Source organism: Streptomyces sp. MUSC 14 (assembly GCF_001866675.1).
GTDB lineage: Bacteria > Actinomycetota > Actinomycetes > Streptomycetales > Streptomycetaceae > Streptomyces.
In genome coordinates this window covers 149432-161670 of record NZ_MLYN01000046.1, presented here as the reverse complement: position 1 = coordinate 161670, position 12239 = coordinate 149432, and the positions used below count along the sequence as shown (strand labels likewise).

At 75.0% G+C, this 12239-nt stretch carries 9 protein-coding genes; 4 read left to right on the top strand and 5 right to left on the bottom strand.

Annotation, left to right across the window (positions count from 1 at the left end; all coding sequences use genetic code 11):
* Positions 1-197: 197 nt before the first annotated feature.
* From BIV25_RS28540 to BIV25_RS28530, 3 genes are all read right to left on the bottom strand, one after another.
* Entirely contained in the window at positions 198-2147 is a 1950-nt protein-coding gene (locus tag BIV25_RS28540) for an FUSC family protein (RefSeq protein WP_071375311.1), read from the bottom strand.
* A gap of 48 nt (positions 2148-2195) precedes the next feature.
* Positions 2196-3137 carry a hypothetical protein gene (locus BIV25_RS28535; RefSeq protein ID WP_071375310.1) on the bottom strand — a complete coding sequence of 314 codons (942 nt, stop codon included), beginning with the start codon at positions 3135-3137 and terminating at the stop codon, positions 2196-2198.
* A gap of 307 nt (positions 3138-3444) precedes the next feature.
* Positions 3445-3918: a hypothetical protein gene (locus BIV25_RS28530; protein ID WP_071375309.1), complete on the bottom strand. Its 474-nt coding sequence runs from the start codon at positions 3916-3918 to the stop codon at positions 3445-3447.
* A 154-nt stretch (positions 3919-4072) separates the two neighbouring features.
* On the opposite strand from BIV25_RS28530, the gene BIV25_RS28525 reads away from it, so the two are divergent.
* Together BIV25_RS28525 and BIV25_RS28520 are read left to right on the top strand one after the other, a co-directional pair.
* A complete protein-coding gene (locus BIV25_RS28525; protein WP_079176940.1) occupies positions 4073-5272 on the top strand; it encodes a PP2C family protein-serine/threonine phosphatase in 1200 nt (399 codons plus the stop codon).
* A gap of 95 nt (positions 5273-5367) precedes the next feature.
* The gene (locus BIV25_RS28520; RefSeq protein ID WP_071375308.1) at positions 5368-6630 is read left to right on the top strand and encodes a hypothetical protein; all 1263 of its coding nucleotides are present in this window, start codon (positions 5368-5370) and stop codon (positions 6628-6630) included.
* Between the two features lie 183 nt (positions 6631-6813).
* On the opposite strand, the gene BIV25_RS28515 is transcribed toward BIV25_RS28520, so the two are convergent.
* Complete coding sequence (locus BIV25_RS28515; RefSeq protein ID WP_071375307.1) at positions 6814-8058, bottom strand: amidohydrolase; 1245 nt, start codon at positions 8056-8058, stop codon at positions 6814-6816.
* 393 nt (positions 8059-8451) lie between these two features.
* Here BIV25_RS28515 and BIV25_RS28510 point away from each other — a divergent pair, with 393 nt between their 5' ends.
* Positions 8452-9795, top strand: a complete 1344-nt coding sequence (locus BIV25_RS28510) for a helix-turn-helix transcriptional regulator (protein ID WP_071375306.1) — start codon at positions 8452-8454, stop codon at positions 9793-9795.
* Between the two features lie 12 nt (positions 9796-9807).
* Here BIV25_RS28510 and BIV25_RS28505 read toward each other — a convergent pair whose 3' ends face one another.
* Positions 9808-10620 carry a hypothetical protein gene (locus tag BIV25_RS28505; protein WP_256256139.1) on the bottom strand — a complete coding sequence of 271 codons (813 nt, stop codon included), beginning with the start codon at positions 10618-10620 and terminating at the stop codon, positions 9808-9810.
* 334 nt (positions 10621-10954) lie between these two features.
* Here BIV25_RS28505 and thrS point away from each other — a divergent pair, with 334 nt between their 5' ends.
* Positions 10955-12199, top strand: coding sequence for a threonine--tRNA ligase (thrS, locus tag BIV25_RS28500; protein ID WP_071375305.1), 1245 nt, complete (start codon positions 10955-10957; stop codon positions 12197-12199).
* The last annotated feature ends 40 nt before the right edge of the window (positions 12200-12239 follow it).

Below are 12239 nucleotides of genomic sequence, written 5' to 3'. Positions count from 1 at the left end.
GGGCGGAGGGGGAGGTGGGGGGCTCGGCCGGTCGGGTCGCGAGGCGGCTCGCACCCTCCGCCTCGGCGGCTCGTCCCTTGCGTGAGCGGCCGAATGCGTTCCGCAGGAGAGTGAGAATGCCCATGTGCGCAACCCTTCGTATGAGTTGATGCCCGTAGATCCCTGGCCAGGACGGACACGTAAGGTTAGCGAAGCGCTCAGTGGGGGGATGCGATCGACCGGGCCGCGGCGACCTCCTGGCGGAGCGGTTCCAGAACGCTGTCCGGCGGGCCGGTGAGATCCGTGCGAACCGGGGTCAACGTTTCGGCGTTGCGCACGCCCTCCGACAGCTCCCGCAGTTGCAGCGTGATCTGCGCGACCTCGGCCGGCGACGGGGGCGGCGCCCCGTGCTTCACGCGGACGCGGGCCGCCGTCGTGGCGTCCACGATCCGCTCCACGGCGACGACCAGCGGCCACCAGGCCGCCGCGCGGCGGCCGGTCGGCGGAGGTTCGGTCAGGGCCCGCTGGAACTCCGTACGGATGACCGACAGGTCGCGGTAGAGGCGGCGGCGCGTACGGGCGCGGGCGGCGGGGTCCGGGGCCGCGCCCGGGGTGAATGCCTTCTCCACGTAGGCCGCCGTGTCCGCCACCGCGTCCGCCAGCCGGTCGCCGACGCGGGTGCGCCAGCTCTCCGGCCACAGGAGGTAGCCGGCGCTCAGGGCGATCGCGCAGCCCAGGAGGGAGTCCGCCAGGCGGGGCAGGAGGAGGGCCGTGCCCTGGTGGTTCAGGATGTGCGAGAGGAGGAGGATCACCGGGGTGATGGCGGCGGTCTGATAGCCGTAGCCCCGTGGGGTCAGGGCCGGGATCAGGGGGGCCAGGAACAGCATCGCGGGGACGTCCCACCAGCCCAGGGGGACCTCGGCCAGGACCACCGCCGCGACCACGAGGCCCACCACCGTGCCGAGCGCGCGCAGCAGGGCGCGGGAGAAGACCGAGCCGAAGTCGGGCTTGAGGACGAAGGTGATCGTCAGGGCCACCCAGTACGAGCGCGGGACCGGAATCAGGGAGACGAGGGCCTGGGCGATGCCGATGCAGACCGCGAGGCGCAGGCCGTAGCGCCAGGAGTTGGCGGAGAGGGTCACGTTGCGGGCCGCCCGTGCCGTGCGGATGCCCAGGGCGGCGGGGCGGCCGAGGCGGTCGTCGATGCCGCGCGGGTCCACGTCGGGGGACGCGACCACCTCGGCCGTGTGGCGCAGGGCGTGGTCCACCGCGCGGGCCGTCTCGGTCAGCGGCACCGGGAGGTCGAGAGCCGTCGGGCCCGTGGCGCCGGTCTCGACGGCGTGGGCCAGGCGGTGGACCGCGTCCGGGATCTGCGGGGACAGCGGTCGGGCCGCCCAGTGGGCCGCGGGGGCCGCCTCCAGTATCGGGGTGATGGCGTTCAACTGGGCCAGCAGGCGCGTGAGTTCGGGGCTGCGGCCGTGATGGCGGGCGCGGCGGGCGAGGACCAGGTCGTACGACTGGTTCAGGGACTGGGTGACGGCCTGGCGGGCCCGGGCGTACTCCTCGGTGCGGTCGGTGCCGGAGACGGCGAGGAGCGCGGCGACCGTGCGGTACGTGGCGGCCACCGCCGCGCGTTCCGGTACGCCCGAGCGCAACGGCCAGGCGAGCAGGGCGAGGAGGAGGACCAGGAGGCCGCCGCCGGTCATCAGGGCCGGGGCGAGCCACCAGGGGCGGGGCAGCGGGAGGCCCGCGCCCACCACGCAGTTGAGGAGCAGCAGCAGGCCGGAGACCGAGGCGACCGCGCCGATCGTCGAGATCATGCCGGAGAGCAGGGCCACGCCGGTGACCGCCGCCACCGCGTACCAGCCGTGGCCGTACACCAGCGTGCCCAGCGTGACGCCGACCGCGCCGAAGAGCTGGGGGACGGCGATGTTGAGGATGCGCATGCGGTAGGCGTCGGCGGTGTCGCCGATGACGCCGGAGAGGGCACCCATGGAGCCGAGGGCGCCGTAGGCGGGGTGGCCGGTGGCGAGGCCGATCGCGAGGGGGAGGGCCAGGGCGACGGCGGCGCGGGCCACCGCGGGCCAGTTGACGGGGGACTGCTCGGGTTGGAGGTTCCGGACCAGCCAGTCGGGAGGGGTGAGGCTGACGGGGAACTCTCGGGACATGGGCCCATTATCCGGTGATCCGGGTGTCCGGTTCCGCTTCTTCTCAGGTCAGGTCGGGTCGGGCCTGCGCCCGGCCGGTGCCGGCGGCCTGCGGCGGCCGGGGCGGCCCGGGCGGTTCAGGCGGACGTTGCGGGTGAGCCAGGTGGTCGCGGCCGCGGTCAGGCCGAGGGCCAGCAGGAGCCAGGCCGTGGTGCGCAGGGTGGCGGTGAGGGCGTCGTAGACCGCGGCCGCGGCCGGGTGGGGGACGTCGGCGGGGAGGTCGGCGAGGGTCAGGGCGCGGCCGATGGACAGGGCGAGGGCCAGCAGGCCGCCGCCCAGGGCCGTGCCGAGGGCAGTCGCCGTGACGGCCCGGCGGCGGTGGACGGCCAGCCCGATGCCGGTCGTGGCGAAGGCGACCGCGGAGAGCGGCAGCCAGAAGCCGGCCACCTCCAGCACGTGGAATCCCTTCCGGTACGCGGCCAGTTCGTCCCCGGGGAGCACGGCGACCGGGGTGTGCTGCACCGGGATGCGCGCGGCCAGCGGCACGTGGTCCTCGGTCAGCCGGCGCTTGACCGGGTCGGTGACGGAGGCGAGGTCGACGGTGACCGGCTGTCCGGCCGTCCTGTCCCGCTCGTCGCGCAGGGCGCGCAGCACCGCGTCGTGGGTGACCTGGTTGCCGGTGTCCCAGGCCAGCCGGAACGCCTCGGTCCGGGTGAAGGAGCGCACCGCGTCGTGCACGAAGGGACGCAGGGAGCCTCCCCCGGAGGGGGTACCCCCGGCCGGGCGGACGTCCATGTGCTCGTCGACCACGCGCCAGAGGCCGTCGCCGACCGTGTCCGCCACGGCGTCCCGCACCGCCGGGTCCGCGGCGAGCGGCGCCAGCGTGGTGACGTAGCGGCCCGTGTCCACCAGCCCGTACGCCGCCCAGGCCGCCAGCGCGCCGAGCGGCACGAGGAGGCAGGACAGGGCGATCAGCGCGGCCGACAGGACGCTCCTGAGACGTGGGGGCACGTTTCCAGGCAACGGCCTTCGGGCGGGGCGCGCGACCGGGGCGTGGCATTCGGGTGGCCCCCGCCCCACCGTGCGCCCGCCGGGCGTACCTGCGGTTTCGGCTCCTCCGGTGGAGGGTTCGTCCGAACGGGTGTTTCCTGGTGCTGGGGAGACGGAAACCGGCTCGTGGGGCCGGTGTGGGTAGAGGGAAAACAGGGGAGTGCGTGGGCCCCGTACGGCGATCTGCCGGCCGGGGCCCACGCACACAGGCCGTACGTCCGCACTTGGTGCGGATGCGGTGACCCGCTCAGCGGATGCGGTGACCCGCTCAGCGGGTGCGCTGCCCGAACGCGTCCTCGCGCGTGTAGTAGCGGTAGAAGAACGTGGCGAACGTAGCCCCCGCCACCACCAGCGAGATCACCGTCGTCCGCCAGATCGAGTGCCCGCTCTGGCTGTAGAGGAAGCCGAACGCGCAGCCGGCGAACGCCGTCCACAGCAGCGCGTGCAGTTCCCGCGGCATCCGCGGGGCCAGTGTCAGCAGGGCCATGGAGACGACCGCGAACACCAGCGCGCTGACGAACCCGAGCAGCAGGTTCCAGCCGGTGATGGCACCGCCGACGCGGTTGTCGGCCGCGACCCAGTAGCCGTACACCAGGCCGAGCACGACCGGGCCGGCGAAGTGGGCGACGTGGTGGGTGCGCGCGTCGAAGACGTCGGGCGGGCGGGCGTGCCGGGCGGCCTCCACCTCCGGTGTCCGCCCGGGGCGGGACATGCCGCCGGGCACGGGTGCCGCTTGAGCCATGAGAGCGCTCCTCTCTCTCCTCGCCCCCGCCTTCCAGAGCACACCTGGCACCGCGGCCCGGCAAGTCGGCCGGACGGGTGGCCCCGCCCGGGCGGGGCCCGGATGCGGGCGGGTACCCGGCGTGTTTCGCTGGGTGCATGGAGGGCTGCCCGCCGTGACGGAGACGGAGTACGGGCGGGGGCGTCAGCTGCTGCGGGTCCGCGGTCGCAGCATCGCCTGGGTGCCGTCGCTGCTGCTGCTCGTCGGCATCGTGCTGGTGGACCTCAACACCACCGAGCGGTTCCGGATCATCTCCTGGATCGTGCTGGTCCCCGGCACGGCCGCGGCGATCTGCGGGGTGTGGACGACGGGCGCTTTCGCCGTGCTCGCGGTGGTGACGTACTTCGTCGTCGACAGCGCCTGGCCCGGCGAGTACCGGGCCGGGCTCGGCGACTTCGTGCTGGTCGGCCTCGGCGGCATCCTCGCCGTGCTGGCCGCGGCCGTGCGCGAGCGCAAGGAGCGGCAGACCCTGCACATCATGCGCATCGCCGAGACCACCCGGCGCACGGTGCTGCGCCCGCTGCCGCCGTGCTGGGCCGGGCTGGAGCACGCGGGCGTGTACCTGGCCGCCGATGTCGAGGCCCGGGTCGGCGGCGACTTCTACGACATCCAGCCCGGCCCGCACGGCACCCGGGTCCTCGTCGGTGACGTGCAGGGCAAGGGGCTCGGCGCGGTGGAGGCCGCCGCCGCGCTGCTCGGCACCTTCCGCGAGGCCGGCTACCACGAGAAGGATCTCGCGACCGTCGCCGAACGCCTGGAGGTCCGGATGCTGCGGCACCGTATGCACTGCACCGCGCTCGGCCGGGACGACGGGGACCGGTTCGCGACAGCCGTGCTGATCGGCTTCTGCGCCGACTGCCCGGACGTCGTCGAGACCGTGAACTTCGGGCACGAGGCGCCGCTCGCCGTCGGCCCGCACGGGGTGCGGGAGCTGCCGAGCGGGGACGGGCTGCCGCTCGGGCTCGGAGAGCTGGCGGGGGCACCGCCGCCCGTGCACCGGGTGCCGCTGGCGGCCGGCGAGACGCTGCTGCTGGTCACCGACGGGGTGACCGAGGCCCGTGACCGCAACGGCGTCTTCTACGCGCTGGCCCCCGACGTCGCCCGCGCCGTCACCGCCGAACCGGACCTGCGCACCGAGCCCCTGGGCCTGGTCCGCCGGGTCCGGGACGGGGTGCTGCGGCACAGCGGGGGGCGGCTGGGCGACGACACCACGGTGTTCGCCGTACGGCGACTGGCGGAGGCGGGCGCGGAGACGGCCGATCCGGCCGGTGCGGGCGGGGACGAAGGGCCCGAACCGGATGGTCCGCGGTCCTGAGGCGCGCGTGTGCGGTCACAGCGGTTACGGTGCTGGCTGGAAGCAAGCCGTGACCACGGGTTGCGCAGGGTCGACCGTCGACAGGGGGAGGGACGATGCCCGGAACCGTACTGCTGCTCGCGGCCTCGCCGCTGGGCAAGGGGCGCCTGGTGGACGCGGCCGGTGTGCTGCCGGTGCTGGCCGCGGTCGCCCCGGCCGTGCTGTCCGGCACGGAGACGGCCAACGTGGTCGAACTCGCCGATCCGCTGGAACCGCAGGCCGTGCTGACCCGGCTGCGGGCCGCGGCGGCCGCGCCCGGTCCGCTGACCGTCTACCTCGCCGGGCAGCTCCAGCTGGACCGCAAACAGCATCTGCCGCATGTGGCGCTGGCCCGCACCACCGCGGCGACCGTGCGCTACACCGCGTTGCCGTGGCACTGGATCCGGGACGAGCTGCGGTTGCGCTCCGCGGCGGACGCGGCGCTGGTCGTGGATCTGCACGCGGACGCGGAGGCGTGGCGGTACGTCGCCGAGCGGGGGCTGGACTGCGGGCCCAACGCGGCGGTGTACGGCCGGGTGGCTCCGGCGGCCGGGCGGCGGGGCCTGGCGGAGCCGGCGTACATGAAGGCGGTGGCGACGCTGCTGCGCAGCGGGCACCGGCCGCCGCTTCTCCGGTTGCACGAGCAGGCGCTGGCCCGGATCGCCGAGGCCGGCGCCGGCCGGGACCTGGTCTTCGCCCACCCGCCCACGGGCCTCGCCCGCCCGCAGGGCTCGGTCCCGCCCCTGCCGGGCGGCGCCCCTCGGCACCCCTACACCTTCGCCCAGGCCGCCCCCCACCCCGGCGCACCGACCGTCCCACCGGCGGCCCACGCCGCCCCGGGTTCTCCGGCACCTGCGCCTGCGCCGGTGCAGGGCTCCCGCACCGCCCCCGCGCACGCCCCTCACCCCACCGGTCAGGACCCGCACACCGCCATCAGCACCGCCGTGCGCGACGGGCGGCATGCCGAGGCGGCCGAGCTGGCGGCCCGGTACGAGGCGGCGGCCGTGCGGGCGCACGGGCCGGCTTCCGACACGGCCCTGCACTGGGCGGAAGTGCGGGCCGACCTCGCGATGTTCGCGGGGGACGCGGTGGGCAGCTGCCGGGCGTGGCTCGCGGTGGCCGGGGTGCGGCTGGCCGCCGGGCAGGCCGTGGACGCGCCCGCCGTGGAGGCGGCGGCGGACCGGGCACACCACCAGTGGGGCCGGATCGAGGACACGGCGCGGGCCCGTGAACTCGGCCCCGCGCTCGCGCAGTTGCGGCTGCGGGTCCCGGGCCGCCGGGAGGGCGCGCTGGAGAACGTCCAGCGGCAGTTGCGTCAACTCCAGGACGTGATCCGGTAGTTACGCGCTCGGCAGCAGTGTCAGGGCTGCGGAGACGAGGGTGCGGACGCCCGGGGCGATCACTGACAGGTCGGGTGCGAAGTGCGGGCTGTGGTTGCTCGGGACGGCCGCGGGCTTCTCCGGGAGGGCGCGTTGGAGAACGTCCAGTGGCAGTTGCGTCAGCTCCAGGACGTGATCCGGTAGTTACTCGCTCGGCAGCAGTGTCAGGGCTGCGGAGACGAGGGTGCGGACGCCCGGGGCGATCACTGACAGGTCGGGTGCGAAGTGCGGGCTGTGGTTGCTCGGGACGGCCGCGAGCTTCTCCGGGAGGGTGTCGCCGGGGGCCTTCTCCCACACCTCGGCGGGGGTGGTCGTCACGAACCAGTACGCGTACGGGAACGTGCCGTCGAGGGCCAGCTGGGGGAAGTCCTCGCTGCCCATCGCCGGGCCCGGGTCGAAGACCGTGCCGGGCCCGAAGACCTCGCCGTGCACGGCGGCGACGGCGGTGTCGGTGGCCGCGTCGTTCACGGTCACCGGGAACGTGTTGCCGATGGTGACCTCCGGTTCGCGCGGGCAGCCGGCGGCCAGGCACTCGCCGCGCGCGATGCGCTCGATCGCGGCGAGCATCCGCCGGCGGACCTCCTCGGACTGGCTGCGGAGGTTGAGGGAGATCCGGGCCTCGGACGGGATGATGTTGTGCCGGGTGCCCGCCTCGATCCGGCCCACGGTCAGCACGGCCGACTCACCGGCCGCCAACTCCCGCGAGACGACCGTCTGGAGGCGGGTGACCAGGTAGGCGGCCGTCACCACCGGGTCCACGGTGGCCTCCGGGCGTGAGCCGTGTCCGCCCCGGCCGTGCACGACGACGTCCACGTCCGTCGCCGCCGACATGATCAGGCCGGGTGAGTGCGGGTACAGGCCCGCCGGGCCGGGGGCCGCGTGCTGGCCGAGCAGCACGTCCGGGCGGCCGAAGCGTTCGTACAGGCCGTCGGCGACCATGCGGGCCGCGCCCTGGCCGGTCTCCTCGGCGGGCTGGCCCACGAGCAGCAGGGTGCCGCGCCAGGTGTCCCGGCCGGCGGCGAGTGCCGCGCCGGCGCCGGCCAGCCAGGTGACGTGCAGATCGTGCCCGCAGGCGTGCATCACGCCGTCCGTCAGGGAGGCGTACGGCAGCCCGGTCTCCTCCCGCACCGGCAGCGCGTCCATGTCGGCGCGCAGCAGGACGGTGGGCCCGTCGCCGTTGCGCAGCCGGGCCACGACACCGGTGCCGCCGATCCCCTCGGCGGTCTCGAACCCGGCGTCCGCCAGGCGCCCGGCGAGCAGCCCGGCCGTGCGGTGCTCGCGCAGGGACAACTCGGGGTGGCGGTGCAGGTCCCGGTACAGATCCTCCAGGTCCGGGACCGGGAGGTCGGCGGTCAGGTCGAGGGCGGTGCGCGCGGCGGCGGAGGTCACGGGCGCAAGACTAGGCCTCCGGCGGGGGCGCGGGGAGAGGGTCCTCGTCAGTGGTGGTGGACGTGCCGCTGGACGGCCGTGGGTGCACGGGTGCCGTCCGCCGCGTGGGCCGGGCCGGCGTTGGCCGCGAGGACGAGGACGGCCGCGGCGATCACGGCCGCCGCCACACCCCGCACGGTCGGGGTGCCTGCGCCCAGGCGAATCCGGGCAGGGATCAGGGGTGCGGGGGTGGGGGGTCCGTAGGGGGCGGGCGTACGTCCTTGCACGGCGACCTCGCAACACAACAACGACGAACACAACAGCGACGTATTAAGCACGCTTAATCCGCCGTTTAACCTAGGGCTGCCCGATGCGAACGGCAAGAGGTGCCAAGGGAGTTGGGGGATCCGACAGATGCGGGAACGGGACGATCCGGCGGTCGTGGGACGGCGCGTACAGCAACTTCGTACGGAACGCGGGCTGACGCAACGTCAGCTGGCGGAGCCCGCCTACACGCCCGCCTACATCTCCACCGTGGAGGCCGGCCGGGTGCGGGCCTCCGACGAGGCGCTGCGGCACATCGCCGGGCGGCTCGGCGTCGCCTTCGAGGAGCTGGCCGTCGGGCAGCCCGCCCATCTCGCCACCGACCTCCGGCTGCGGCTCACCGAGGCCCAGCGGGTGCTCGCCGACGGGCGGGCCGAGGAGGCCGCCGGGCGGTACGAGGCGCTGCTCACCGAGGCGGCGGGTTACGGACTGGCCGCGGAACAGGCCGGCTCGCTGCTCGGGCTCGGTGAATGCGCGCTGGAGACGGGGGAGTTGACGAAGGCCCGGGAGTGCTTCGAGCGGGCCGAGCGGTGCCTCGACGGCGAGTCGCTGCCGGTACGCGTGCCCGCACTGCGCGGCCGGGCGGTCTCGCACTACCTCGCCGGTGAACTCCGGTACGCCGTCTATCTGCTGGAGTCCGCGCTCGACGAGCTGAACCGGGGCGGGCTGCACGATCCCGACGCGCTGCTCCTGCTCTACGCCAGCGCGATCGGGCCGTACATGGACATGGGCGCGCACGCCCGCGCCGCGCAGGCCGCCGAGTTCGCCCTCGCGCTCGCCCCGCAGGCCGGTGACCCGGCGCTGATCGCCCGGATGCACCGCTCGGTGGCCCGCACCCTGCTCGCCGAGGGCCGGCTCACCGAGGCCGACGCCTCCCTCGCCAAGGCCGCCGAGCTGTACCGCCGGCTGCGGCTGCGCACCGAACTGGCCAACTGCCACTGGATGCGCGGCTACGTCTGCGCGCAGAACGGCGAACTGGACCGCGCGGAAGCCGAGTTGAGGCAGGCGTACACCATGCTCTCGGTGAGCCGGGCCGCCCTGTACCGCAGCCAGGCGGCCGTGGAACTCGCCGACGTGCTGCACCGGCGCGGCAAGTCCGACGAGGCCGCCGTCCTGCTCCAGGAGGTCCTCGGGGACTTCTCCTCCGAGCGCGGCGCCGTGCACGCCGCCGCGGCCCACCGCCTCCTCGGCATCATCGCGGAGGACACCCGGGACACCGAGGCCGCCGAGGAGCACTACGTCCGCGCGCTCAGCCTGCTGGAACGCGCGGGCGCCGCCGGTGACCTGGCCGACCTGTGCCGCCTCCTCGGCGACCTGCTGCGCCGCACCGGCCGCACCGAGGCCGCCCTGGACGCCTACCGCACCGGCCTCGGCCACCGCACGGCCCCGGGCACGACCACCCTGGGCCCGGCACCGGCGCAGCCGCCGTTGTGACGTCCGCGCCGATCACACCTGCGCCCGGCCCCGCCGGTGGACGTCCGTCAGGTGCAGTGCGCCCACCTGGACGGCGGCCTGGGTCGCGGCGTTCGGAACGTCGCCGAGGCCGCCGTTGGTGAGGGCGAAGGCGTCCTGGCCGACCCGGACCGCGGCCACGTCCATGGTGAGCAGGTGGTCCCGGCCGTCGGACGTGGTGGTGGCGATGGTGAGGTGCAGGCCCTGGCGGGCGTCCCCGACCTCGGGCAGCGCGGCCGCGTCGACCCGCACGTCCTCCTGGAGCCCGTTGTCGGTGGTGGCCGTGAAGCGGGCGCACTGCGCCGGCAGCGACTTCAGCCAGCCGAGCGTCGCGTCGACGTCCGCGGGGCGGCGGGCGCCGATCTGGTAGTGCAGCTGGGCGTCGGTGTCGGTGTCGTCCAGGCCGATCGTGGCGCGGGGCGGGCCGCCGAGGAGTTCGTCCGTGTAGAGCGCGTTCAGCAGCCGGGAGCACTCCCCGGCCGAGCTGGTCGCCTTCAGCATCCCGTCCCGCCAGGTGGCGAACCCGCGGGTCGCCGTCCAGGAGGCGCCGAGGTCGGTCGGCGTGAGGAGTGCGGCCTGCGCCTGCGCGTCGGTGAGCGAGGCCCCGTTCGGCCGCCCCGGCGCCTTCGGGATCGGGGTCGGCCGGTCGATCGTCGGCAGGGGCTGGGGCGCGGTCGCCGGATGGTTCAGCCCGAGGGCGGCGCAGCCGCCGACGGCGATGAGCCCGGCGGCTATGAGGGAGTGCCGCAGACGGGGGCGGGAGCGTATCGCCTCGGTCAACGAAGTCAACGACTGCATCGACGGCATCGGGCTGCCTCCTGGACTGCGGGCCGGTGGGGTCCTGTTCTCACGGCACCACCGTCCCGCCCGCCCCACCAGCGCTCCGGTCCGTACGGGTGAGGGGCCGGGGGCGGTGCGGGAGCGGGCACGGCGGAATTCCCTCGACGGCCGCCCCGGCCGCTGTTACGGTCGCCGCATGCAGCGCGCCCAGCAGTACCCGTCGAGCACGACGACGCCGGAGACCGTCCCGGCGCGCTGACACCTGACCAGCAGCAACGAAGCCCCGGGGCGAGCGCCCCGGGGCTTTCGCGCATCCCGGGGCGTTCGCCTCCCCTCCGCAGCGAGGAGAGGACCAAAGACCATGAGCGACCACCGCCTCCCCGGCGACCGCCTCCCCGACCACCGCCGCCTCGGCCGCGCACTCGACCTGTTCGACACCGACCCGTTGATGGGCGCCGGGCTGCCGTACTGGCTCCCGGACGGCGCGGTCGTCCGGTACGCCCTGGAGGAGTACGTCCGCGACGCCGAACGCCGGGCCGGATACCGGCACGTGTACTCGCCCGTGCTCGGCAAACGCGAGCTGTACGAGATCTCGGGGCACTGGGACCACTACCGCGACGACATGTACCCGCCCATGCGGCTCGGCGCGGAGGAGGTCGTGCTGCGCCCGAGCCTGTGCCCCCACCATGCCCTGATCTACCGCTCCCGTTCCCGTAGCTACCGCGAACTCCCGCTGCGTCTCGCCGAGTTGGGCGGCATGCACCGCGCCGAACTCTCCGGCGTGCTCGGCGGTCTGACCCGCGTCCGCGCGATCCAGCTCAACGACGCGCACGTCTTCTGCACCCTGGAGCAGGCCGTGGCGGAGGCCCGCGGCGCGCTGCGGCTGATCGCCCGCGCCTACGCCGACCTCGGCATCGAGGCCGTACGGCACCGGCTGTCGCTGCCCGGCGAGGGCGGCAAGTACGTCGCCGACCCGGAGCTGTGGCGCCGGGCGACCGCGCTGCTGCGGGAGGCGCTGGACGAGTCCGGGATCGCGTACGAGGCGGCCGAGGGCGAGGCCGCGTTCTACGGGCCGAAGATCGACGTCCAGATCGCGGACCCGGCGGGCCGCGAGTCCACCCTGTCCACCGTGCAGATCGACTTCCACCAGCCGGCCCGCTTCGACCTGCACTACATCGGCGCCGACGGCGCGAAGCACCGCCCGGTGATGGTCCACCGCAGCATCATCGGCAGCGTCGAACGGGCCGTCGCCCACCTGGTCGAAGTCCACCGGGGCGCCTTCCCGGCCTGGCTGGCGCCGGTGCAGCTGGCGGTGCTGCCGGTCGCGCAGGAGCAGGCGGAGGCTGCGGCGGCGGTCGTCCGCGAGGCGGTGGAGGGCGGGCTGCGTGCCGAGGTCGTCGGGCCGGAGGAAGGCACCCTCGGGGCCCGGATCCGGGGTGCGCGGCTGGTGCCGTACCAGGTGGTGATCGGCGCGAGGGAGGCGGCCGAGGGGCTGGCCGCCGTACGGCTGCGCGACGGGCGGCGTCCCGGACCGGTGCCGGTGTCCGAGCTGCTGCGCCGGATCGCCGGGCGGGTCGCGGCGCGCGGCACCGCCCTGTGGGAGTGACCGTCCTGATCTAGGGTCGCCTCGACGGAAGGAGTCCACT

What these genes read in the sequence shown, in the direction of transcription:
- BIV25_RS28540 (WP_071375311.1), bottom strand. Translation starts at nt 2,147, where the DNA reads ATGTCCCGAGAGTTCCCCGTCAGCCTCACCCCTCCCGACTGGCTGGTC.
- BIV25_RS28530 (WP_071375309.1), bottom strand. Translation starts at nt 3,918, where the DNA reads ATGGCTCAAGCGGCACCCGTGCCCGGCGGCATGTCCCGCCCCGGGCGG.
- BIV25_RS28520 (WP_071375308.1), top strand. Translation starts at nt 5,368, where the DNA reads ATGCCCGGAACCGTACTGCTGCTCGCGGCCTCGCCGCTGGGCAAGGGG.
- BIV25_RS28510 (WP_071375306.1), top strand. Translation starts at nt 8,452, where the DNA reads ATGCGGGAACGGGACGATCCGGCGGTCGTGGGACGGCGCGTACAGCAA.
- BIV25_RS28505 (WP_256256139.1), bottom strand. Translation starts at nt 10,620, where the DNA reads ATGCCGTCGATGCAGTCGTTGACTTCGTTGACCGAGGCGATACGCTCC.
- thrS (WP_071375305.1), top strand. Translation starts at nt 10,955, where the DNA reads ATGAGCGACCACCGCCTCCCCGGCGACCGCCTCCCCGACCACCGCCGC.